The organism is Pseudomonas sp. Pf153 (assembly GCF_001269775.1).
GTDB classification, from domain to species: Bacteria; Pseudomonadota; Gammaproteobacteria; order Pseudomonadales; family Pseudomonadaceae; genus Aquipseudomonas; species Aquipseudomonas uvaldensis.
This window is the reverse complement of record NZ_LHVL01000026.1, coordinates 140732-164703: the sequence shown is the minus strand read 5'-3', so window position 1 is coordinate 164703 and position 23972 is coordinate 140732. Positions and strand designations below refer to the sequence as shown.

Annotated in this window: 19 protein-coding genes, 2 tRNA genes and 1 pseudogene; 18 read left to right on the top strand and 4 right to left on the bottom strand. The window is 61.8% G+C overall.

All coding sequences use genetic code 11. The annotated features are described in order from the left end of the window. Positions 1–2 precede the first annotated feature (2 nt). Entirely contained in the window at positions 3–1046 is a 1044-nt protein-coding gene (gene motB, locus AD666_RS20000; RefSeq protein WP_053155663.1) for a flagellar motor protein MotB, read from the top strand. Between the two features lie 72 nt (positions 1047–1118). On the opposite strand, the gene rsgA is transcribed toward motB, so the two are convergent. Next, positions 1119–2150 carry a small ribosomal subunit biogenesis GTPase RsgA gene (gene rsgA, locus AD666_RS19995; protein ID WP_053155661.1) on the bottom strand — a complete coding sequence of 344 codons (1032 nt, stop codon included), beginning with the start codon at positions 2148–2150 and terminating at the stop codon, positions 1119–1121. A gap of 107 nt (positions 2151–2257) precedes the next feature. Here rsgA and orn point away from each other — a divergent pair, with 107 nt between their 5' ends. Together orn and AD666_RS19985 are read left to right on the top strand one after the other, a co-directional pair. Beyond that, on the top strand, positions 2258–2800 hold the full coding sequence (orn, locus tag AD666_RS19990) for an oligoribonuclease (protein ID WP_053155659.1): 543 nt from the start codon (positions 2258–2260) through the stop codon (positions 2798–2800). Positions 2801–2951: 151 nt separating this feature from the next. Continuing rightward, positions 2952–3563 (top strand): trimeric intracellular cation channel family protein, encoded by a 612-nt coding sequence (locus AD666_RS19985; protein WP_053155657.1) that lies wholly within the window; start codon positions 2952–2954, stop codon positions 3561–3563. On the opposite strand, the gene queG is transcribed toward AD666_RS19985, so the two are convergent. Next, the gene (gene queG, locus AD666_RS19980; protein WP_053155655.1) at positions 3545–4624 is read right to left on the bottom strand and encodes a tRNA epoxyqueuosine(34) reductase QueG; all 1080 of its coding nucleotides are present in this window, start codon (positions 4622–4624) and stop codon (positions 3545–3547) included. The two genes, AD666_RS19985 and queG, sit on opposite strands and share 19 nt — an antisense overlap. A 63-nt stretch (positions 4625–4687) precedes the next feature. Between queG and AD666_RS19975 the strand changes: the two genes are divergently transcribed. The 13 genes and pseudogenes from AD666_RS19975 to AD666_RS27040 all read left to right on the top strand — a co-directional run bounded on the left by AD666_RS19975 (position 4688) and on the right by AD666_RS27040 (position 19673). Beyond that, positions 4688–6187: an NAD(P)H-hydrate dehydratase gene (locus tag AD666_RS19975; protein ID WP_053155653.1), complete on the top strand. Its 1500-nt coding sequence runs from the start codon at positions 4688–4690 to the stop codon at positions 6185–6187. Further along, a complete protein-coding gene (gene tsaE, locus AD666_RS19970; protein WP_053155651.1) occupies positions 6175–6645 on the top strand; it encodes a tRNA (adenosine(37)-N6)-threonylcarbamoyltransferase complex ATPase subunit type 1 TsaE in 471 nt (156 codons plus the stop codon). The genes AD666_RS19975 and tsaE overlap by 13 nt, the downstream gene beginning before the upstream one ends. Next, positions 6645–8075, top strand: a complete 1431-nt coding sequence (locus AD666_RS19965) for an N-acetylmuramoyl-L-alanine amidase (protein WP_053155649.1) — start codon at positions 6645–6647, stop codon at positions 8073–8075. Before tsaE ends, AD666_RS19965 begins: the two co-directional genes overlap by 1 nt. Beyond that, positions 8072–9985, top strand: a complete 1914-nt coding sequence (mutL, locus tag AD666_RS19960; protein WP_053155647.1) for a DNA mismatch repair endonuclease MutL — start codon at positions 8072–8074, stop codon at positions 9983–9985. Before AD666_RS19965 ends, mutL begins: the two co-directional genes overlap by 4 nt. Next, entirely contained in the window at positions 9985–10956 is a 972-nt protein-coding gene (miaA, locus tag AD666_RS19955) for a tRNA (adenosine(37)-N6)-dimethylallyltransferase MiaA (protein WP_053155645.1), read from the top strand. Before mutL ends, miaA begins: the two co-directional genes overlap by 1 nt. 91 nt (positions 10957–11047) lie before the next feature. Then, complete coding sequence (hfq, locus tag AD666_RS19950) at positions 11048–11308, top strand: RNA chaperone Hfq (RefSeq protein WP_053155644.1); 261 nt, start codon at positions 11048–11050, stop codon at positions 11306–11308. 12 nt (positions 11309–11320) lie between these two features. Continuing rightward, positions 11321–12622, top strand: coding sequence for a ribosome rescue GTPase HflX (gene hflX, locus AD666_RS19945; protein WP_053155642.1), 1302 nt, complete (start codon positions 11321–11323; stop codon positions 12620–12622). A gap of 85 nt (positions 12623–12707) precedes the next feature. Then, positions 12708–13871 carry an FtsH protease activity modulator HflK gene (hflK, locus tag AD666_RS19940; protein ID WP_053155640.1) on the top strand — a complete coding sequence of 388 codons (1164 nt, stop codon included), beginning with the start codon at positions 12708–12710 and terminating at the stop codon, positions 13869–13871. Continuing rightward, complete coding sequence (hflC, locus tag AD666_RS19935) at positions 13871–14740, top strand: protease modulator HflC (RefSeq protein ID WP_053155638.1); 870 nt, start codon at positions 13871–13873, stop codon at positions 14738–14740. Before hflK ends, hflC begins: the two co-directional genes overlap by 1 nt. 314 nt (positions 14741–15054) lie before the next feature. Beyond that, entirely contained in the window at positions 15055–16242 is a 1188-nt protein-coding gene (locus AD666_RS19930) for an ATP phosphoribosyltransferase regulatory subunit (protein ID WP_053155636.1), read from the top strand. A 54-nt stretch (positions 16243–16296) separates the two neighbouring features. After that, positions 16297–17589 carry an adenylosuccinate synthase gene (locus AD666_RS19925; RefSeq protein ID WP_053155634.1) on the top strand — a complete coding sequence of 431 codons (1293 nt, stop codon included), beginning with the start codon at positions 16297–16299 and terminating at the stop codon, positions 17587–17589. 80 nt (positions 17590–17669) lie between these two features. Further along, positions 17670–18767: pseudogene (locus AD666_RS27045) on the top strand (methyl-accepting chemotaxis protein); the annotation flags it as partial. Positions 18768–18788: 21 nt separating this feature from the next. Further along, a complete protein-coding gene (locus AD666_RS27040) occupies positions 18789–19673 on the top strand; it encodes a methyl-accepting chemotaxis protein (RefSeq protein WP_371259611.1) in 885 nt (294 codons plus the stop codon). Between the two features lie 192 nt (positions 19674–19865). On the opposite strand, the gene AD666_RS19915 is transcribed toward AD666_RS27040, so the two are convergent. Both AD666_RS19915 and AD666_RS19910 read right to left on the bottom strand, forming a co-directional pair. After that, positions 19866–19952: transfer RNA gene (locus tag AD666_RS19915), tRNA-Leu, on the bottom strand. A gap of 176 nt (positions 19953–20128) precedes the next feature. Continuing rightward, positions 20129–20215: transfer RNA gene (locus AD666_RS19910), tRNA-Leu, on the bottom strand. Positions 20216–20441: 226 nt separating this feature from the next. Between AD666_RS19910 and rnr the strand changes: the two genes are divergently transcribed. Together rnr and rlmB are read left to right on the top strand one after the other, a co-directional pair. After that, positions 20442–23057, top strand: coding sequence for a ribonuclease R (rnr, locus tag AD666_RS19905; protein ID WP_053155632.1), 2616 nt, complete (start codon positions 20442–20444; stop codon positions 23055–23057). Beyond that, a complete protein-coding gene (gene rlmB, locus AD666_RS19900) occupies positions 23054–23815 on the top strand; it encodes a 23S rRNA (guanosine(2251)-2'-O)-methyltransferase RlmB (protein ID WP_053155630.1) in 762 nt (253 codons plus the stop codon). The genes rnr and rlmB overlap by 4 nt, the downstream gene beginning before the upstream one ends. Positions 23816–23972 lie beyond the last annotated feature (157 nt).

Here is a 23972-nt window from a genome sequence, read left to right as displayed (position 1 = left end):
TTATGGAAAATAACCAGCCGATCATCGTAAAACGCGTCAAGCGCATCGCCGGGGGGCATCACGGCGGCGCCTGGAAAATCGCGTTCGCCGACTTCGCGACGGCGATGATGGCGTTCTTCCTGGTGCTGTGGCTGCTGTCCACCGCGACTCCGGAACAGAAGATCGCCATCGCCGGCTACTTCAAGGACCCGGTCGGTTTTTCCGAAAGCGGCACGCCGTACATCATTGACCTGGGCGGTTCTCCGGTCCTGGCGCCGGAAAACACCCTCAACCCCGAAGTCAAATCCCAGCCTCAGCCCGACAAGGCAACGGTCGATGCCAATGAGGCCGAAGGCATGGCCGAGCAGGTCGAGCGCGAGCGTTTGGAGCTGCTTCTCCAGGAATTGCAGAACAAGGTCGAGGAGAACCCCCAGCTACAGAAGTTCAAGGACCAGATCCTGTTCGAGATCACGCCGAACGGCTTGCGCATCCAGATCATGGACGCCGAGAACCGGCCGATGTTCGACTCCGGCAGCGCGCGCCTGAAGCCTTATTTCGAGGACATCCTGCTGGCCATGGCCGACACCATCAAGGCGGTGCCGAACAAGATCAGCATCAGCGGCCATACCGATGCCACGCCTTATATCGGCAAGGGCGACTTCGGTAACTGGGAGTTATCTGCCAACCGCGCCAACGCGGCCCGTCGTGCGCTGGTGGCTGGCAGTTATCCGGACGAGCAGGTGGCGCGGGTGGTCGGTTATGCCTCGTCGGCGTTGTTCGACCGCAAGGACCCCTTCAACCCGGTGAACCGGCGTATCGACATCGTGGTGCTCACCAAGAAGGCCCAGCAGGCCATCGAAGGTTCTCAGACCGATGAACCGTCGTCAGATCCTGCCCAGGGGCAGGGCGCACCAGGCGAGGCGCCACCGGCCGCGACGCCGGGTGCGGCGGTTGATCCGAACGCCTTGCCGGCAGATCAGCAGCCGGTGCCGGCCCATGAACTGCGCGAGCGTCTGAACCTGTTCGAGGATGCCGCGCCGAAGCCGGCCGCAGCGCCCGCGCAGTGAACCCAAATAAAAAAACCGCGATTATTCGCGGTTTTTTTATGGGTGCTCGCCACAGAAAAGCATCCTGCCGGGTCAGTAACTGCTTTCAGGCAAACTGGCAATGATCGAGCGATAGCTGTTCATCCGCTGCTGCTGCACCCGACCTTCTTCCAATGCCTTGAGCAGGGCGCAACCCGGCTCGCGGTCGTGTTTGCAGTCGCGGAATCGGCAAGTGCCGATCAGGTCGTTGAACTCTATGAACCCGGCTTCTACGTCAGCCCGGCTGACATGACCCAGGCCGAATTCGCGAATGCCCGGCGAGTCGATCAGCTCACCACCGCCTGGGAAGTGGAACAGGCGCGCGGTGGTGGTGGTGTGGGTGCCCTGGCCGGACAGTTCGGACAACGGCCCGACACGGGTTTCAACATCTGGCAGCAGGCTGTTGACCAATGAAGACTTGCCGACACCCGACTGGCCGACGAACACGCTGATGCGCCCGTCCAGTTGCCGTTGCAATTGTTCCATGCCGTTGCCGTGGTGGGCCGAGACCTCCAGTACCGGGTAGCCCAATTGGCGATAGACCGCCAGCAAGGCGTTCAATGCCGGGGCGTTGTGCTCATCGATCAGGTCGAATTTATTGAGCAGCAACAGCGGGCGGATGCCAGCGTGTTCGGCCGCTACCAGGTAACGGTCGATCAGGTTGGCATGGGGTTCGGGCATTGGGGCGAACACGATCACAATCATGTCGACGTTGGCTGCCACCGGCTTGAGCTGGCCGCGGCTGTCGGGACGGCACAGTTCGGTATGGCGCGGCAATTGGGCGACGATCACACCGATACCCTGGTTGCCGGCCCGCCAGACCACCTGATCGCCCGTCACCAGGGCCGGCAGGTTGGCTCGCAGGTGGCAGCGGAACACTTGTCCGGCCAGTTCGCCTTCCTGGGCCTCGACCTCGACTTGTACACCGAAGTGGGCGATCACCAGCCCGGTCTGTTCCGGGCCCAGATCGCCGCCTTCCAGCGCCTGCACCGCGCTGGATTCACGTTTGGCGGCGCGGGCTGCGCGCTCGCCCTGGATCTTTTCGATGCGCCAGTTCTGGCGGCGATTGAGTTGGCGTTTGGCCATGGGTGTTCCGTATCGAAGAATGCAGCTATTGGATAAAACGGCGGCGAGTTTAGCACGCCCAATGGCCTGCCTAGGCTAAACTGCGCAGCTACGCCGAGGAGCCCCCCATGCAAAATCCGCAAAACCTGATCTGGATCGACCTGGAAATGACGGGTCTGAATCCTGATACCGACGTCATTATCGAAATGGCCACTATTGTCACCGACAGTGATCTCAACACCCTGGCCGAAGGTCCGGTGATCGCGATCCACCACAGCGATGAAGTCCTGGCCCGCATGGATGAATGGAACACTCGCCAGCACGGTGGTTCGGGCCTGACCCAACGGGTGCGCGACAGCAAGATCAGCATGGCCGAGGCTGAAGCCCAGACCATCGCCTTCCTTGAGCAGTGGGTGCCCAGAGGCAAGTCGCCGATCTGCGGCAACAGCATCTGCCAGGACCGTCGCTTCCTCTATACCCATATGAAGTCCCTGGAAAGCTACTTCCATTACCGCAATCTGGACGTTTCCACCCTCAAGGAACTGGCCGCCCGCTGGGCGCCACAGGTGCGCGACAGCTTCCAGAAAGGCGGCAGTCACCTGGCACTGGACGACATCCGTGAGTCCATCGCCGAGTTGCAGCATTACCGCAAGCATTTCATCAAGTTCTAAACAGCACCCCAGTGACTGGCGAGATTGCTTTTGTGGCGAGGGAGCTGTCTGGATCAAGGACAGGGGGTTCAGGTAGAGGCCGTTGCCTTGCCCTCTTTTGGTGCTGGCGCTAAATGGCTAGACTGCGCGCCTTCCTGCCAGGACCGCCGCCATGTTGCTGATGCTTTATCTGATCGCCATCACCGCCGAAGCCATGACCGGCGCCCTGTCCGCCGGGCGGCGTGGCATGGACTGGTTTGGCGTGGTGTTGATCGCTTGTATCACGGCCCTGGGTGGCGGCTCGGTGCGCGACGTTTTGCTGGGCCATTACCCGCTCACCTGGGTCAAGCATCCGGAATACCTGGTGCTGACCACCGCGGCGGCGATGCTGACGGTGTTCCTGGCGCGCTGGATGCGTCATCTGCGCTCGATGTTCCTGGTGCTCGACGCCGCGGGCCTGGTGGCGTTCACACTGATCGGTTGCATGACCGCCCTGGAAATGGGCCATGGCATGCTGGTGGCGTCTGTCAGCGGTGTGATCACTGGTGTATTCGGTGGCATCCTGCGGGACATTTTCTGTAACGATATTCCACTGATCTTTCGTCGCGAACTGTATGCCAGCGTTTCGTTTGCCGCGGCATGGTGCTACTTGCTGTGCGTGTACCTGCAATTGCCGAGCGAGCAGGCAATTCTCATCACGCTGTTCGGCGGGTTCCTGCTGCGGCTCCTGGCGATCCGCTTCCACTGGGAAATGCCGAAGTTCGTCTACAACGACGAGGTTTGATGCCCGTTGTGTTGACGCAGCGCCCATTCCACATGTTCACGTACCAGTGGCGAAGGATGATCGCGCCGCGCTTGCAGCGCCTGCAGTACCGGAATCGTTGAGGGTGCATTGCCCAGGCCCACCGCCAGATTGCGCAGCCAGCGCTCATAGCCTGCCCGGCGCAGCGGCGAGCCTTCGGTGCTCTTGAGGAAGGTGTCCTCGTCCCACAGGAACAGTTCGGCCAGCCCGGCGTTGTCCAGGTTGTGACGGGGCTTGAAGTCGCTCTCCCCGGACGGTCGGGCAAAGCGATTCCATGGACAAACGATCTGGCAGTCATCACAGCCAAACACCCGGTTGCCGATCAACGGACGCAGTTCTTCCGGGATAGCGTTCTTCAACTCGATCGTCAGGTAGGAAATGCAGCGGCGGGCATCCAGCTGGTAGGGGCCGACAAAGGCGTTCGTGGGGCAGATATCCAGACAGGCGGTGCATTTCCCGCAGTGTTCGGTGGCGTGCGGTGGATCGACCGGCAACGGCAGGTCGACGAACAACTCGCTCAGGAAGAAATAACTGCCAGCCTTGCGGTTCAGCACGAGGGTGTTCTTGCCGATCCAGCCGAGGCCGGCCTGTTCGGCGATGGCTTTTTCCAATACAGGGGCGCTGTCGACAAAGGCGCGGTAACCGAAAGGGCCGATGACCGCCTGGATTTTTTCTGCCAATTGTTGCACGCGTTTACGGATCAATTTGTGGTAATCGCGGCCCAACGCATAACGCGAGACGTAGGCTTTTTCCGGTTGGCCGAGCATATGCGCCATTTGCGTATCGCCCGGCAGGTAGTCCATGCGCAGGGATACTACGCGCAACGTGCCCGGCACCAGCTCCTCGGGGTGCGAGCGTTTGCTGCCATGGGCGCCCATATAGTCCATTTCGCCGTGGTAGCCGGCCTCGAGCCAGCGTTGCAAATGTTGCTCGTGCTCGGCGAGGTCCAGGCCGCTGATGCCGACCTGCTGGAAGCCCAGCTCGCGGCCCCAGTCCTTGATGGATTGGGCGAGGACGGAGAGATCTGTGGAAGTGGCAGGCATGTGGCGAGAGAAACCGGAGCTGAGATGCGTATAATTCTGCCAGACATCGGAGCCCGAAGACGCATGCCGCACATTAAAGATGATTTTCCCGACGCGCTGTACAGTGCCGCGCAGATCCGGGCCCTCGACGCACAGTTGATCGCGGCAGGTACCACCGGCTTCGAATTGATGCAGCGCGCCGCCCGTGCCACCTGGCGGGCGATCGTCCGGCGCTGGCCAAAGGCCGCTGAGCTGACCGTGATGACAGGCCATGGCAATAACGCCGGCGATGGATTTCTGGTGGCGACCCTGGCCCGCCGTGCCGGCTGGTCGGTGCGAGTGCTGACGGTAGGCGAGCCCCGTCGCCTGCAGGGCGACGCTGCCATTGCCCATGCCGAGGCCGTGGCGGTGGGCGTGCCGCTTGAGGCATGGACCGACGAATCCGAATTGCGTGGCGTGCTGCTGGACGCCTTGCTCGGCACGGGCTTGAGTGGCGATGTGCGTGAGCCCTATGTGCGAGCAATCGACACGATCAACGTCAGTGGGCTGCCAGTCACCGCGGTCGATATCCCTTCCGGTCTGTGCAGCGACACCGGACGTGTGCTGGGTACGGCGGTCACGGCTGACCTGACGGTAACGTTCATTGGCCTGAAGCAGGGCCTGTTTACCGGCGATGCGGCGGACCGAGTCGGTGAGCTGGTCTTCGACGACCTGCACGCCGATCCGGATCTCGTTGAGTCGGCACCGTTCAGTGCACGATTGCTCTCACAAAAAAATCTCCCCCGTCTGACGCCTCGCGCACCCACTTCCCATAAAGGCTCGTTCGGTCACGTCCTGTTGATCGGCGGCGATCGAGGATTTGGCGGAGCGATCCTGATGAGCGCCGAAAGCGCCCTGCGTTGTGGCGCAGGGATGGTTTCCATGGCAACCCGCAGCGAGCATGTCTCGGCGGCGCTGACGCGTTTGCCGGAGGTCATGGCGCAGGGTACTCATTCGGCGAATCAGTTGATGGGCCTGTTGGAGCAGGCTGACGTGCTGGTGGTCGGACCTGGATTGGGACAAGCCGCCTGGGGGCGCAGTCTGTTGTCGGCGGTGGCCAATGCACCATTGCCGCAAGTGTGGGACGCCGACGCGCTGAACCTGCTGAGCACCGGTGCTGTCCGCTTGCCCGAGCACTGCGTGATCACTCCGCATCCGGGGGAGGCGGCACGGCTGCTGGCGATTTCCACGGCCCAGGTGCAGGCCGACCGGCCGGCAGCGGCCCTGGCGTTGAGCAAGAAATACACCGCCACGGTGATCCTCAAGGGCGCCGGCAGCCTGATTGCCAGCCCGGACGGTCGCCTGGCCGTTTGCAGTCAGGGCCATCCGGCCATGGCCACCGCCGGCCTGGGGGACGTGCTGGCTGGCGTGGTCGGCGCCTTGCTGGCCCAAGGCATGGAAGGCTTCGAGGCCGCGTGCCTGGCGGTCTGGCTGCATGCCAATGCCGGTGCGCAAGCCGGCCGGTCGGGCCGAGGCCTGGCGGCGACCGATCTGATCCCGGCCATTCGTCAGTTGTTGGAGGAGCAATCACCTTGCCTGAAGTAACCCTGTATGTGGCTGACGAGCAAGCCATGGCGCAATTCGGTGCCCGCATTGCGCGTACTACGGCAGGCCACGGCCTGATTTTTCTCGAAGGCGACCTTGGCGCGGGCAAGACCACTCTGTCACGGGGCATCATTCGAGGCCTCGGGCATGTTGGCGCGGTAAAAAGTCCTACGTTCACACTGGTAGAGCCCTACGAAATCGGTGATATCCGCGCCTTCCATTTCGATTTGTATCGGTTGGTGGACCCTGAGGAGCTTGAGTTTCTCGGCATCCGTGATTATTTCGAAGACGATGCCTTGTGCCTGATCGAATGGCCCTGCAAGGGTGCAGGCTTTTTGCCAAAGCCTGACCTGACCATTACCATTGGCGCGCAGAATGGCGGGCGTTCGGTGAAACTGACCCCGCAAGGCTCGCGTGGCGAGTCGTGGTGTGCCGAGTTGGCACTGGAAACTAATTGATGATGGGGTTTGGTATGCGCTTTCGCGCGGTGGTTGCTGTCGTAGGACTGTTGCTTACGGCACTGGCCGTCGATGCTGTGGCTGAGACGAAGGTCAACAGCGTTCGCCTCTGGCGAGCGCCGGACAATACTCGGCTGGTGTTCGACCTGACGGGCCCGGTACAGCACAGCGTATTCACCCTGACCGCCCCGGATCGCCTGGTGATCGACATCAATGGCGCGTCCCTGGGCGCGCCGCTGAACGTGGCCACCGCCAACACACCGATTACCGCGATGCGTTCGGCGCAGCGCACGCCGACCGACCTGCGGGTGGTCATCGACCTGAAAAAAGCCGTGACCCCGAAAAGCTTTACCCTGGCCCCCAATGCCCAGTACGGCAACCGACTGGTGGTGGATCTGTTCGACAACCCGGCCGATGCTGCACCGCCGCCACCGCCCCCCACCAATGTCGCCACGGTTCCAGCGGTACCGGTGACGCCTGCCGAACCGGCTATCAAGCTGCCACCGGCCCCGGCCGGAAAGCGTGACATCATTGTGGTAATCGACGCCGGCCACGGTGGCGAAGACCCGGGAGCCTCGGGCTCGCGTGGGCAGCGGGAAAAAGATGTGGTGCTGTCCATCGCTCGCGAACTGCAACGCCAGGTCAACGGCATGAAAGGCTTCCGCGCCGAATTGACCCGTACCGGCGACTACTTCATTCCATTGCGCGGCCGTACCGAGATCGCCCGCAAGAAGGGGGCCGACCTGTTCGTCTCCATTCATGCCGACGCTGCCCCTTCGGCGGCGGCGTTCGGGGCCTCGGTGTTCGCGCTGTCCGACCGTGGCGCCACCTCCGAGACTGCCCGCTGGCTGGCCGACAGCGAAAACCGTTCCGACCTGATTGGCGGTGCCGGCAACGTCAGCCTCGACGACAAGGACCGGATGCTTGCCGGCGTGTTGCTCGACCTGTCGATGACAGCCTCGCTGACGTCCAGCCTGAACGTCGGCCAGAAGGTCCTGAGCAACATCGGTCGTGTCACGCCGTTGCACAAGCAGCGCGTCGAGCAGGCTGGGTTCATGGTGCTCAAATCGCCGGACATCCCGTCGATCCTGGTGGAAACCGGTTTCATCTCCAACGCCAACGAAGCCTCCAAACTGACGTCTTCCAGTCATCAGCAGGCGCTGGCCCGGTCCATCAGCAGTGGCGTGCGGCAATTCTTCCAGCAGAATCCGCCGCCGGGCACCTACATCGCCTGGTTGCGTGATTCCGGCAAGATCGCCCAGGGCCCACGGGACCACCGGGTCACCCCTGGCGAAACCCTGGCGATGATCGCCGTTCGCTACCAGGTGTCGCCCGCGCTCTTGCGCAGCGCCAACAACCTCAAGAGCGACGAGCTCAAGATCGGCCAGACCCTGACCATCCCCGGCAATGAAGTGGCGGCCCAGCAATGAGTGATGAAGTGATTGGCGGCAACGCCCGCATCGAGCTGCTCAGCCCCCGGCTGGCGAACCAGATCGCCGCTGGCGAGGTCGTCGAGCGCCCGGCGTCGGTCATCAAGGAACTGCTGGAAAACAGCCTCGATTCCGGTGCCCGGCGTATCGATGTGGATGTCGAGCAGGGCGGCGTCAAGCTGCTGCGGGTGCGCGACGACGGCGGCGGTATTCCCGCCGATGACCTGCCGCTGGCACTGGCGCGTCACGCCACCAGCAAGATCCGCGACCTGGAAGACCTCGAACGCGTCATGAGCCTGGGGTTCCGTGGCGAGGCGCTGGCATCCATCAGTTCGGTGTCGCGCCTGACCCTCACCTCGCGCACCCGTGACGCCGACCAGGCATGGCAAGTCGAGACTGAAGGCCGGGACATGGCTTCCCGGGTCCAGCCCGCCGCCCACCCGGTGGGCACCTCTGTGGAAGTGCGCGACCTGTTCTTCAATACCCCGGCCCGACGCAAGTTCCTGAAGGCCGAGAAAACCGAATTCGATCACCTGCAAGAAGTCATCAAGCGCCTGGCCCTGGCGCGTTTCGACGTGGCCTTTCATCTGCGCCACAACGGCAAGACCATCCTCAGTCTGCATGAGGCCCGTGACGATGCAGCCCGCGCCCGGCGCGTGGCGGCGGTGTGCGGCTCGGGTTTCCTGGAGCAGGCATTGCCCATCGAGGTGGAGCGCAATGGCTTGCACCTGTGGGGCTGGGTCGGGTTGCCGACCTTCTCCCGCAGCCAGGCGGATTTGCAGTACTTCTATGTGAACGGCCGGGCCGTGCGCGACAAGCTGGTGGCTCACGCGGTACGCCAGGCTTATCGCGATGTGCTGTTCAATGGTCGGCATCCGACCTTCGTATTGTTCTTCGAGGTCGATCCGTCGGTGGTGGACGTCAACGTGCACCCGACCAAGCATGAAGTGCGCTTTCGCGATGGGCGCATGGTGCACGATTTCCTTTACGGCACCCTGCACCGTGCCTTGGGCGATGTGCGCCCGGAAGACCAGTTGGCTGCGCCGGCTGCGGTGGCGGGCATGGTTCGCCCGACCGGCCTGGAAGCTGGCGAGTTCGGTCCCCAGGGCGAGATGCGCCTGGCAGCCAATACCTTGCTGGAGCAACCTCAATCCCAACCGAACTACAGCTCGGCGGGTAGCGGCGCAGGCAGCGGCTATCAGTATCAATACACCCCGCGTCCCCAATCGAACGTGCCGGTCGCCGAAGCCCAGGCGGCCTATCGGGAGTTTTTCAAACCCCTGCCTGAAACCGGCGCCGCGACGCTGCCCGATGGGCAGGGCGATGTTCCACCGCTGGGCTATGCCCTGGCGCAGCTCAAGGGTATCTATATTCTCTCGGAAAACGCTCAGGGCCTGGTCCTGGTGGACATGCACGCGGCCCACGAGCGGATCATGTATGAGCGGCTGAAGGTCGCCATGGCCAGCGAAGGCCTCAGCGGCCAGCCGTTGCTGGTGCCTGAATCCCTGGCCGTGAGCCAGCGCGAAGCCGATTGCGCCGAAGAGCATGTGAGCTGGTTCCAGCGCCTTGGCTTCGAATTGCAGCGCCTGGGCCCGGAAACCCTGGCGATCAGACAGATCCCTGCGTTGCTCAAGCAGGCCGAGGCCAATCGCCTGGTCAGCGATGTGCTGGCGGACTTGATGGAGTACGGCACCAGCGACCGGATCCAGGCGCACCTGAACGAACTGCTCGGCACCATGGCCTGCCACGGCGCAATTCGCGCCAACCGGCGCCTGGCCCTGCCGGAAATGAACGGCCTGCTGCGGGACATGGAAAACACCGAGCGCAGCGGTCAATGCAACCATGGCCGGCCGACCTGGACCCAACTGGGCCTGGACGACCTGGACAAACTGTTTCTGCGCGGTCGTTGATGAGCCAGTTGCCACCCGCCATATTCCTGATGGGGCCGACCGCCGCCGGCAAGACCGACCTGGCCATCGAACTGACCAAGGTCTTGCCTTGCGAGTTGATCAGTGTCGATTCGGCGCTGGTCTACCGGGGCATGGACATCGGCACCGCCAAGCCATCGAAAGAACTGCTGGCCGAGTTCCCCCATCGGTTGATCGACATCCTCGACCCGGCCGAAGCCTACTCGGCCGCCGATTTCCGTCGCGACGCCCTCCAGGCCATGGCCGAGATCACCGCGCGGGGCAAGATCCCGTTGCTGGTGGGCGGCACGATGCTGTATTACAAAGCGCTGGTCGACGGGCTGGCCGACATGCCAGCGGCGGACCCCGAGGTGCGCGCACAGATCGAAGAAGAGGCTGAACGCCTTGGCTGGCAGGCGTTGCATGAGCAATTGGCGGCCATTGACCCGGTGTCGGCAGCCCGTATTCACCCCAACGATCCGCAGCGGCTCAGCCGGGCCTTGGAAGTTTATCGGGTCAGCGGCCAGAGCATGACCGCCCTGCGCCAGCGACAATCTGCGCAAAGTACTGAAGCAGCCGCTTCGGGACTGCAACAATTGCCCTATACTGTCGCGAGTCTGGCCATCGCTCCGGCGAACCGGCAAGTGCTGCATCGGCGAATTGAACAAAGATTCACATTAATGTTGGAACAGGGATTCATCGACGAGGTCGTAGCCCTGCGTGAGCGAAGTGACCTGCATGCCGGGTTGCCGTCTATACGTGCGGTGGGTTATCGACAAGTCTGGGATTACCTGGACGGCAAGCTGACGTCAGCCGAGATGCGGGAGCGTGGAATCATTGCCACGCGCCAGCTGGCCAAGCGCCAGTTCACCTGGTTGCGCAGTTGGACTGACCTGCATTGGCTCGACAGCCTCGATTGCGACAATCTGCCACGCGCCTTGAAATACCTCGGGACCATCTCCATATTGGGCTGAGTCCTTGCAATTGCCGTCTATCCTTGGGGGTGTGACGGCCCAAGCCATCTGATTCCGTTTTTTATTATTGATCCTTAAAGGAGTGCGGCACATGTCAAAAGGGCATTCGCTACAAGACCCTTACTTGAACACTTTACGTAAAGAGAAAGTTGGGGTGTCCATCTATCTGGTCAACGGGATCAAGCTGCAAGGGACGATCGAGTCTTTCGACCAGTTCGTTATCCTGCTGAAGAACACCGTCAGCCAAATGGTCTACAAACACGCTATCTCGACAGTCGTGCCGGTTCGTGCAATTCGTCTGCCAAGCGCAACCGAATCCGATGGCGGTGACGCTGAGCCGGGTAACGCCTGATAGGAGTCTCCTTTGTTCTTTGAGCGCCACGGTGGTGGTGAGCGGACTATTCTCGTTCACTTGGAAGGACAGGACCCTGAGGCGCGCGAAGATCCGCAGGAGTTTCAGGAATTGGCACTTTCGGCCGGCGCCGAGACCGTCGCGTTTTTCAACGTGCCGCGTCATCGGCCAACCGCCAAGTTCCTGATCGGCAGTGGCAAGGTCGAGGAGTTGCGCGACCTGGTCAAGGCCGAACAGGTCGATCTGGTGATTTTCAATCACATCCTCACGCCCAGTCAGGAACGCAACCTCGAACGTGTCTTCGAGTGCCGCGTGATTGATCGAACCGGGCTGATCCTCGATATTTTCGCCCAACGCGCCCGTACCCATGAAGGCAAGCTCCAGGTCGAACTGGCCCAGCTCGAGCACATGAGCACCCGGCTGGTCCGTGGCTGGACTCACCTTGAGCGGCAAAAGGGCGGTATCGGCCTGCGTGGCCCGGGTGAAACCCAGCTGGAAACCGACCGGCGTCTGCTGCGGGTCCGCCTGCGCCAGATCAAAGGGCGCCTGGAAAAGGTCCGCAGCCAGCGCGAGCAGTCGCGCCGTGGCCGCAAGCGCGCAGACATCCCGACGGTTTCGCTGGTGGGCTATACCAACGCCGGCAAATCCACGTTGTTCAATAATGTGACCGAATCGGACGTCTACGCCGCCGACCAGTTGTTCGCCACCCTCGACCCGACCTTGCGCCGGCTTGACCTGGACGACCTCGGGCCGATCGTGCTGGCCGACACCGTAGGCTTCATCCGGCACCTGCCGCACAAGCTGGTCGAAGCTTTCCGGGCTACGCTCGAAGAGTCGAGCAACTCCGACCTGCTGCTGCATGTGATCGACGCCGCCGAGCCGGATCGTATGTTGCAGATCGAACAGGTCATGGTGGTGCTGGGCGAGATCGGAGCCCAGGACTTGCCGATCCTCGAGGTATACAACAAACTCGATTTGCTCGAAGGCGTGGAGCCGCAGATCCAGCGCGATGCCGATGGCAAGCCGCAGCGGGTCTGGTTGTCGGCCCGGGACGGTACCGGCCTCGATCTGCTCAAACAGGCCGTGGCCGAGCTGCTGGGCGACGACCTGTTTGTCGGCACCTTGAAGCTGTCGCAGCGTTTCGCCCGGCTGCGTGCCCAGTTCTTCGAGTTGGGGGCGGTGCAAAAAGAAGAACACGACGAAGAAGGCACCTGCCTGCTGGCGGTACGCCTGCCTCGATCGGAGCTGAACCGTCTGGTCAGTCGCGAAGGGCTGCAACCGATGGAGTTCATCGAGCAACACACTTTGCAATAAAAGCCTGAGAACGCTGTGTCAGGCATTCTGTAGCATTGGTCGGCGCGCCGTGGGTGCGTCTTTGCTTTATCAGATGGAGAGCGCTATGGCTTGGAATGAGCCGGGTGGCAACTCGAATAATCAGGATCCCTGGGGTGGCAAGCGTCGAAACAATGGCGATCGCAAGGGGCCTCCGGATCTCGACGAGGCCTTCCGCAAGCTGCAGGAAAGCCTGAACGGTTTGTTCGGTGGTGGTAAGAAACGCGGTGACGACGGCGGTCGGCCAGGCAAGGGCGGCGGTTTTGGCCTGCTCGGCATCGGCCTGGTCGTGCTCGCGGCTGTCTGGCTGTACAGTGCGGTCTATGTCGTGGACGAGCAGGAGCAAGCCGTGGTGCTGCGCTTCGGCAAGTACTACGAAACCGTCGGCCCGGGCCTGAACATCTATTTCCCGCCGATCGATCAGAAATACATGGAGAACGTCACGCGTGAGCGTGCCTACACCAAGCAGGGCCAGATGCTGACCGAAGATGAAAACATCGTCGAGGTTCCACTGACCGTGCAGTACAAGATCACCAACCTGCAGGACTTCGTGCTGAACGTCGACCAGCCGGAAGTCAGTCTGCAACATGCGACCGAAAGTGCCTTGCGCCATGTGGTGGGTTCCACCGCCATGGACCAGGTGTTGACCGAGGGTCGTGAGTTGATGGCCAGCGAAATCAAGGAGCGCCTGCAGCGGTTCCTCGACACCTATCGCACCGGCATTACCGTCACCCAGGTCAACGTGCAGAGCGCCGCGGCGCCACGCGAGGTCCAGGAAGCGTTCGACGATGTGATCCGTGCCCGAGAGGACGAACAGCGTTCGCGCAACCAGGCCGAGACCTACGCCAACGGCGTCGTGCCCGAAGCTCGTGGTCAGGCCCAGCGCATCATCGAAGATGCCAACGGCTATCGCGACGAAGTGGTTTCCCGTGCCAAGGGTGAGGCTGACCGCTTCACCAAGTTGGTGGCCGAGTACCGCAAGGCGCCTGAAGTGACCCGCCAGCGTCTGTACCTGGACACCATGCAGGAAGTCTTCAGTAACACCAGCAAAGTCCTCGTGACCGGCAACAAGAACGGCCAAAGCAACCTGCTGTACCTGCCGCTGGACAAGATGATCGAGAGCGGTCGTACCACCAGTGTGCCGCCGGCCGGCATGGCGCCCGCCAACAATGAAGCGAATACCCGCCCGGCGGTTGAGCAACAGCAAGCACGTACCAGGGAGAGTCGCTGATGAGCAATAAATCGCTGATCGCCCTTATTGTCGGCGTCGTCGTGGCGATCGCTGCCTGGAACTGCTTCTACATCGTGTCCCAGACCGAGCGTGCGGTGTTGCTGCAATTCGGTCGCGTGGTGGAGACGGATGTCCAACCAGGTCTGCATGTGAAGGTGCCGTACGTCAACAAGGTGCGCAAGTTCGACGCCCGCCTGATGACACTGGATGCGCCGACGCAACGTTTCCTGACGTTGGAAAAGAAAGCGGTCATGGTCGATGCCTACGCCAAATGGCGCGTGAAGGATGCAGAGCGCTTCTACACTGCGACGTCCGGCCTCAAGCAGATCGCTGACGAACGCCTGTCCCGTCGCCTGGAGTCGGGCCTGCGTGACCAGTTCGGCAAGCGCACGCTGCATGAAGTGGTATCCGGTGAGCGTGATGCGCTCATGGCCGACATCACCCGTTCGCTGAACGCGATGGCGGAGAAGGAGCTGGGTATCGAAGTGGTCGATGTCCGCGTCAAGGCCATCGACCTGCCGAAGGAAGTGAACCGCAGCGTGTTCGAACGGATGAGCACCGAGCGCGAGCGTGAAGCCCGCGAACACCGCGCCAAGGGTAACGAGCTGGCCGAGGGCATCCGTGCCGACGCCGATCGTCAACGTCGCGTGCTGCTGGCTGAAGCCTATCGTGAATCGGAGGAGGTTCGCGGTGATGGTGATGCCCAGGCCGCTGCGATCTACGCCAAGGCCTACGGTCAGGATCAGGAGTTCTACGCGTTCTACCGTAGCCTGAACGCTTACCGTGAAAGCTTCGGACGTAAATCCGATGTGCTGGTTCTGGACCCGAGCAGCGACTTTTTCCGCTACCTGGAAAAGACCAAGCCTTGATGCAGCGTTGACTCGAGACACTCCGCCTGGCGGCTAAAGCGTCGGGCGGGGTGATCCTTTGGGAAAACGAGTGTATGATGCGGCAGCCGGGAAATTCCCGGCTTTTTTGCGTCTGCACGTTCGATTGCGGTTATCGGTGGCAGGCGTCGGGTTGAACGACTCGACAGGTTTTTCGAGGAAAGTGCTGGACGAGGCCGATTCCGGGTCATTCGTCACGTCGCTCTTGCGCGTTGTTTGTGCATGGGCCGAGCATTTTCTGCTTCACTCAAGGCTTGCCCGAAGGCTGGCCGCCCGGACCATAGGGGAATGGCGTAATGGCAACGGTAGACCGCTGGCTGCTGCCAGATGGCATCGAAGAAGTACTGCCACCGGAAGCTGCGCGTATCGAAGTAGCGCGTCGGCAGGTGTTGGATCTGTTCCAGAGCTGGGGTTACGAATTCGTCGTCACCCCTCATATCGAGTACCTGGAATCCCTGCTGACCGGCGCGGGCCAGGACCTGGACTTGCGTACCTTCAAGGTCGTTGACCCGCAGTCGGGCCGGCAGATGGGCTTTCGGGCCGACATCACGCCGCAAGTGGCACGTATCGACGCTCACACCTTGCGCCGGGAAGGGCCGAGTCGCCTGTGCTATGCCGGTAGTGTGTTGCATGCCCAGCCCCGTGCCTTGTCATCTTCCCGTAGCCCGATCCAGTTGGGTGCCGAGTTGTACGGTGATGCCAGCCCGAGCAGTGACGTGGAAGTCATCAGTCTGATGCTGGCCATGCTGCAACTGGCCGACGTACCGGATGTCCATATGGACCTCGGCCATGTTGGTATCTATCGCGGCCTGGCCCGTGCGGCCGGTCTGTCCGGTGAAGTGGAACAGCAGTTGTTCGACGCTTTGCAGCGCAAAGCCATCGACGAAGTCATCAGCCTGACCGAAGGACTCCCCGCTGATCTGTCCGACATGCTGCGAGCACTGGTGGACCTGTGCGGTGGTCGTGAGGTGCTGACCGCTGCCCGCGAGCGCCTGGCCCACGCGTCAGCGGCCGTCCTGGCAGCCCTGGATGACCTGCTGGCGATTGCCGAGCGTCTGTCGGTACGTTTCCCGGAGCTGCCCTTGTACTTCGACCTGGGCGAGTTGCGCGGTTATCACTATCACACCGGCGTGGTGTTCGCAGTATTCGTACCGGGCGTGGGCCAATCCATCGCCCAGGGCGGTCGTTACGACGACATCGGCGCCGACTTCGGCCGCGCCCGTCCGGCGACCGGCTTTTCTACCGATTTGAAAACCCTGGTGACCCTGGGGCGTGCTGAAGTCGAGTTACCGTCCGGCGGTATCTGGATGCCTGACAGTACGGATGCGGCTCTTTGGCAGGCGGTCTGCCAGTTGCGCAGTGAGGGTCAGCGTGTCGTCCAGGCGTTGCCTGGGCAGCCTTTGGCCGCCGCCCGTGAAGCGGACTGCGACCGACAATTGATTCAGCACAACGGGCTTTGGCAGGTACTGCCGCTGGCTTCTTGAGTTTTCCTGCCGGCCGCGGCCGGCACCAAGTTTGCGCGAATGAGGACAAGTGTTATGGGTAAGAATGTCGTAGTCCTGGGCACCCAGTGGGGTGATGAGGGCAAAGGCAAGATCGTCGATCTGCTGACCGAACATGCTGCCGCCGTAGTGCGCTACCAGGGTGGCCACAACGCAGGTCACACCCTGGTGATCGACGGTGAGAAAACCGTCCTGCACCTGATTCCATCGGGCGTGCTGCGTGAAGGCGTACAGTGCCTGATCGGCAACGGTGTCGTAGTGGCTCCCGACGCGTTGCTGCGGGAAATCGTCAAGCTGGAAGAGAAAGGCGTACCGGTGCGCGAGCGTCTGCGTATCAGCCCATCCTGCCCGCTGATCCTGTCCTACCACGTTGCGCTGGACCAGGCCCGTGAAAAGGCCCGTGGCGAGATGAAAATCGGTACTACCGGGCGCGGTATCGGCCCTGCCTACGAAGACAAAGTGGCTCGCCGCGGCCTGCGCATCGGCGACCTGTTCCACCGCGAGCGTTTCGCCGCCAAGCTGGGCGAGTTGCTGGACTACCACAACTTTGTCCTGGTCAATTACTACAAAGAGCCGGCCATCGACTTCCAGAAGACCCTGGACGAGTGCATGGAGTACGCCGAGCTGCTCAAGCCAATGATGCTCGACGTCACGGCCGAGCTGCATGAGCTGCGTCGCGCCGGCAAGGACATCATGTTCGAAGGCGCACAGGGTTCGCTGCTGGACATCGACCACGGTACCTACCCGTACGTCACCAGTTCGAACACCACCGCAGGCGGTATCGCCACCGGTTCGGGCTTCGGTCCGATGTATGTGGATTACATCCTGGGCATCACCAAGGCCTACACCACGCGCGTGGGTTCGGGTCCGTTTCCGACCGAGCTGTTCGATGACGTCGGTGCCTTCCTGGCCAAGCGCGGTCATGAGTTCGGTGCCACCACCGGGCGTGCCCGTCGTTGCGGCTGGTTCGATGCCGTCATCCTGCGCCGCGCCATCGATGTCAACAGCATCTCGGGCCTGTGCCTGACCAAGCTGGACGTATTGGACGGCCTGGAAACCATCAATATCTGCGTGGGCTACAAGAACCAGGACGGCGCTGTCATCGACGCACCGACCGACGCTGACAGCTACATCGGCCTGGAGCCGGTGTACGAACAGATGCCGGGCTGGACCGAGTCCACCGTGGGTGCCAAGACCCTGGACGAGTTGCCAGTGGCGGCTCGCAACTATATCCAGCGTCTCGAAGAGCTGGTCGGCGCGCCGATCGACATTATTTCGACAGGGCCGGATCGCAACGAAACCATCGTTCTGCGTCACCCGTTCGGTTGATAAGTCGTTGATGTAAAAAACAAAGGACCCTTGATTGGGTCCTTTGTCATTTCTGGCTGCCGCGCGGCACGACACTTGCTATGAATCTCCATTATTGGCGCTTCTTTGGACGTGTCATCAATTTAATGGCGTTGGTAGAGGGATTTCACGTGTCGGCCGTTCTCTCACTGTTACAAAGCCGTTTGCTACGGCCTGTGTTCGTTACGCTTGGTATCGCCCTTTTGGTGCAAGTGCTGGTGGCCGTGGCGCTGACCCGGAGCACGGTCACGGCGCTGGAGGCTGACCTGAGTTCGCGCCTGGGGGCCGATAGCCAGAAGCTTTCCAGTGAGCTGGAGCAGGCTGGGCGCGAGGTGACCTCAAGCCTGGACAGCCTGTCCGCCAGTACGCGTCAGCGCCTGAATGCCGGCTTGTCTGTGCGCTTGAAGGAAGAGCAGGCGCAGTTGCGTGGCACTCTGGAAAAAGATCTGCGAGAGTCCGCCAATGATATGGCGCAGCTCCTTGCCTCCGTCGCTCCTCGGGCCATGTGGGACAGCGACATTCCGACGCTCTCCGAATTCGCCCGCCGGGCGCAGCGCAATCCCAACGTATTGTTCGTCATCTATGACGATGCCAATGGCGAGCACCTGACCCGTTATCTGAACCGGGAGAACGCGATCAACAAGGCTTTGCTGGAAAAGGGCAAGGGCGAGCGGGCATTGGACAAAGTGCTGGATGCGGCGAAAAACGATCCCTCTGTCTATTACATCGAGGCGCCGATCAACCCCAATGGCGTGGAAATCGGCAAGGTGTTGATGGGGGTTTCCACTGCATCGGTGGAAACCGACCTGAAGGCGCTGGACCAGCGTTTCTCGGCGTTGATTGCCAGCAGTGATCAGTTGGTCGGCGACAGCCTCAAGGGGGCGGCGGCCGACAGTGCCAGCGCCATGCGTGGCCGGTTGCAGTCGGCGCAGGCCACTGCCACCGAAATGCAGACTAATACCGCCAGCACCGTGCAAGAGGCCGCGAATACCTTGCGCTGGCGCATCGGCCTTGGCCTGGCGCTGGTAGGCTTTGGCGTGCTGGTACTGTTGGCCGTGGTCCTGGGGCGTCGGGTTGTCAATCGCTTGCGGTTGTTGATCGCGGCAATGAACGATCTGGCGGCGGGCGAGGGGGATCTGACCAAGCGCGTGCAAATCAACAGCAAGGACGAGATTGGCGACATGGCCTCGGCGGTCAATCGCTTTGTGGACAAGTTGCAGCCCATCGTACGGGAGGCGGGTGAGGTGGCCCAGCGCACGGGGCTTGAGATCGGCGCGATGACGCTGCGCAATTCCGGCGCCGACGCGGCGGCCGGGATGCAACGCGATGAAGTCGCCGAGAGCCTGCAAGCCTTGTCGCAGATGGCCGACGAGGCTCAATCGGAAAGCCAGGCAATGCAGGCAGCCTTGCAGCAAGTGGTGGAGATTCGCCAGGCCACCGATGAGAACACTCGGACATCGGCCAAGGTCGGCAGCCTGATCGAGGCGCTGGCCGGGCAGGTGGACACCGGAGCCAAAGTCATTGAGCGACTGGCTCAGCAGAGCGAGCAGATTGAAGTGGTGCTGACCGTGATCCACGGCATCGCCGAGCAGACCAACCTGTTGGCCTTGAACGCGGCTATCGAAGCGGCGCGGGCCGGGGAGACCGGGCGGGGGTTTGCGGTGGTGGCGGACGAGGTGCGGGCGCTGGCAAGCAAGACCCAGAGTTCGACTGGCGATATCCAGGCCCATATCGTGGCGTTGCAACAAGGTGCCCGCGAAGCGGTGGCTGCGATTGGCCAGGCCGGGCGCCAGGCCAATGAAGGGTTGTTGGTCTTGCGAGACAGTGCTCGCTTGCAGCAGTCGGTGCAAGCCTCCGTGGAGCAGGTGCACGCGGCCATCGGTCTGGCGACCCAGGCGGCAGCTCATCAGGCCCAGGGTGCACAAGCCGTGCGCGGACGGGTGGAAACCATTCATGCCCAGGCCGAGAAAGCCGCCCAGGCCGTGGTCGAGACAACGGCCAGCGGTAAGGTGCTGGACAGCCTGGCGGCACAGTTGAAGGCGAGCCTGGGGCAGTTCCGGGCCTGATTGCTGGCCGGGCAGACCTCATCGCGAGCTGGCTCGCTCCCACATTGGTCCGATTAACATTGGGGATCAGCTGTGGAAGCGTGCCTGCTCGCGATAGCGGTTCTGACCGTGAATCACAGAACCCTGAAACGCAAAAAACCCGCTTTCGCGGGTTTCTGTCAGGTTCAAGGCTTGGTGCCTTGAAGCTTGAATTGGTGCCCAGAAGAAGACTCGAACTTCCACGACCTTGCGGTCACCAGCACCTGAAGCTGGCGTGTCTACCAATTTCACCATCTGGGCAGCATCTTCAGCGTTGCCGCTGTTGATGTGGCGCACTATACGGAGCGCCTTTTGATCTGTAAACCCCTGTTTTTGTTTTAGTAATTGCGAAATCGGATTTTCAGGAGGGGTAAAACGAAAAAACCCGCTTTCGCGGGTTTTTGGTAGCTGGCAGACCGAGGGTCTGTCGCTGAAAATGGTGCCCAGAAGAAGACTCGAACTTCCACGACCTTGCGGTCACCAGCACCTGAAGCTGGCGTGTCTACCAATTTCACCATCTGGGCAGCATCGGCAACGTGTGTGCGTCGTCGATGGCGCGCACTATACGGAGCGTGTTTTTAACTGTAAACCCCTCTTGATAAAAAAAACGGGAAATTTCGCGAGCGGTGCGATCTCAGGCACCAAAGGCGGGTCAAAAAAATTCTGAAAGGCCGCCGAATGCCTGAAATTTCCCGTTTCATTACGCCTATGCCAAACTAACCCGCATATAGACAAGGTGAAAACTCTCTAATGGCCGATTGGCAATCCCTCGATCCCGAGGCCGCTCGTGAAGCGGAAAAATACGAAAACCCTATTCCCAGCCGCGAACTGATCCTGGCGCATCTCGCCGACAGGGGGTCGCCCGCCAGCCGCGAACAGTTGGTCGAAGAGTTCGGTCTGACCACCGAAGACCAGCTCGAAGCCCTGCGCCGCCGTCTGCGCGCCATGGAGCGCGACGCTCAACTGATCTACACCCGACGTGGCACTTACGCACCGGTGGACAAGCTCGACCTGATCCTGGGGCGTATTGCCGGGCACCGCGACGGTTTCGGCTTCCTGATTCCGGACGATGGCAGCGACGACCTGTTCATGAGCCCGGCTCAGATGCGCCTGGTGTTCGACGGTGACCGTGCGCTGGCCCGTGTGTCCGGCCTGGACCGCCGCGGTCGCCGTGAAGGTGTGATCGTCGAGGTGGTGTCCCGCGCCCATGAGAGCATCGTTGGTCGCTACTTCGAAGAAGGCGGCATCGGCTTCGTCGTCGCCGACAATCCCAAGATTCAGCAGGAAGTGCTGGTCACTCCGGGCCGCAACGCCAACGCCAAGATCGGTCAGTTCGTCGAAGTGAAGATCACCCACTGGCCAACCCCGCGCTTCCAGCCCCAGGGCGATGTGATCGAGGTGGTCGGTAACTACATGGCGCCGGGCATGGAGATCGACGTTGCCCTGCGTACCTATGACATCCCTCACGTCTGGCCTGAAGCGGTCCTGAAGGAAGCCGGCAAGCTCAAGCCGGAAGTCGAAGAGAAAGACAAAGAGAAACGCATCGACCTGCGCCACCTGCCGTTCGTCACCATCGACGGCGAGGACGCGCGGGACTTCGACGATGCGGTCTACTGCGAAGCCCGGCCGGGCAAACTGCGCCTGTTCTCCGGTGGCTGGAAGCTGTACGTCGCCATCGCCGATGTGTCCAGCTACGTGAAGCTCGGTTCGGCGCTGGATGCCGAGGCCCAGGTGCGTGGCAACTCGGTGTACTTCCCTGAGCGCGTCGTACCGATGCTGCCTGAGCAACTGTCCAACGGGCTGTGCTCGCTCAACCCCCACGTTGATCGCCTGGCCATGGTCTGCGAGATGACCATCTCCAAGACCGGCGAAATGACCGACTACTGCTTCTACGAAGCGGTCATCCATTCTCACGCCCGTCTGACCTACAACAAGGTCAGTGCAATGCTGGAAACGCCGAAACTGGCCGAGGCGCGCAAGTTGCGTGGCGAATACACCGACGTGCTGCCGCACCTCAAGCAGCTTTATGCGCTGTACAAGGTGCTGCTGGCGGCTCGGCATGTACGCGGTGCGATTGATTTCGAAACCCAGGAAACCCGGATCATCTTCGGCTCCGAGCGCAAGATTGCCGAGATTCGTCCGACCGTGCGCAATGACGCCCACAAGCTGATCGAGGAATGCATGCTGGCGGCCAACGTGGCTACCGCACAATTTCTGCAAAAGCATGAGATCCCGGCGTTGTATCGGGTCCACGACGGCCCGCCGCCGGAGCGCCTGGAAAAGCTGCGGGCGTTTCTCGGTGAACTCGGTTTGTCCCTGCACAAGGGCAAGGAAGGTCCGACGCCCAAGGATTACCAGGCGTTGCTGGCCGGTATCAAGGATCGCCCGGATTTCCATCTGATCCAGACCGTCATGCTGCGCTCGTTGAGCCAGGCGGTATACACCGCCGACAACCAGGGTCACTTCGGTCTCAATTACGAAGCCTACACCCACTTCACTTCGCCGATCCGCCGTTATCCCGACCTGCTTACGCACCGGGCGATCCGCAGCGTGATCCACTCGAAGATGAATACCCCGCACGTCAAGCGTGCCGGCGCGATGACGATTCCGAAAGCACGTATCTACCCGTACGACGAGGCGGCCCTGGAGCAACTCGGCGAACAGTGCTCGATGAGCGAGCGGCGCGCCGACGAAGCCACTCGCGACGTGGTGAACTGGCTCAAATGCGAATACATGAAGGATCGCGTGGGCGAGTCGTTCCCGGGCGTGATTACCGCCGTGACCGGTTTCGGCTTGTTCGTCGAGCTGACCGATATCTATGTCGAAGGCCTGGTACATGTCACCGCGCTGCCGGCCGATTACTACCACTTCGACCCTGTGCATCACCGTCTGGCGGGGGAACGTACCGGTCGCAGCTTCCGTCTGGGCGATACCGTCGAGGTGCGGGTGATGCGCGTCGATCTCGACGAGCGCAAGATCGATTTCGAGATGGCGGAAAATACCCTCAAGGCGCCGATTGGTCGCAAGAAGCGCGGTGCCGAGACCGTTGCGCCTGCGGGTAAGGCCACGGCTGAACCTGCGTCGTCCAAGCCTGCTCGGCGTGGCGCGAAGGAAAAAGCTGTCGAAGCGTATCGCCCGAGCGATGCCGCGGCGAAAAACGCCGAGGTTCGCAAGAGCCGTGAGATGAAGAAGGCGTTGCTGGCCGAAGCCAAGACCGGTGGCAAGGCGTCGTCTGGAGCGAAATCTGGACGGTCCACTGCGGACAAGGCAGCCAGCAAGCCGAGCAAACACCGTAAGGGCCCGTCGAAAGCGGGCTCGGCCCCAGCCAAAAGTGGCGGGGCGCGTAAACCCAAGGCCAAATCATGAGTCAGTTGGAAAAAATCTACGGCGTGCATGCCGTGGAAGCGTTGCTGCGTCATCATCCCAAGCGGGTCAAGCAGATCTGGCTGGCCGAAGGCCGTAGCGAGCCACGGGTCCAGACCCTGGTTGAACTGGCCAACGAAAATCGCGTGGCGATCGGCCAGGCCGAGCGGCGCGAGATGGATGCCTGGGTCGAAGGCGTGCACCAAGGGGTGGTGGCGGAAGTCAGCCCGAGCCAGGTCTGGGGAGAGGCGATGCTCGACGAGCTGCTCGACCGTACCGAGGGTGCCCCTCTGCTGCTGGTCCTGGATGGCGTGACCGATCCTCACAATCTGGGTGCTTGCCTGCGTTCGGCGGATGCCGCCGGGGCGCTGGCGGTGATTGTGCCCAAGGACAAGTCGGCGACATTGACGCCGGTGGTGCGCAAGGTCGCCTGCGGGGCCGCGGAAGTCATCCCGCTGGTGGCCGTGACCAACCTGGCGCGTACCCTGGAAAAACTCCAGCAGCGCGGCTTGTGGGTGGTAGGCACGGCGGGGGAGGCCGAGGTCAGCCTATATGACCAGGATCTGACCGGCCCGACGATCCTGATCATGGGCGCCGAAGGCAAGGGCATGCGCCGCCTGACCCGTGAACATTGCGACTACCTGGTCAAGCTGCCGATGGCCGGTAGCGTCAGCAGCCTCAACGTTTCGGTCGCGACGGGTGTGTGCCTGTTCGAGGCGATGCGCCAGCGTGGGGCCAAGGCGGCTGCCAAGAAGCCTTGAGGTCAGGCCCAATCAAACTGTGGGAGCGGGCAGATACAGTGACTGTTCAAATAATCACCAATTACCTTGCGCCTCCCTCGCCCCTTCTCTACAATTGCGCCCCTTGCTGTGATGGCAGGCACTTATGTGTCTAGCGTCCACAAGTCCATAAGTGTCA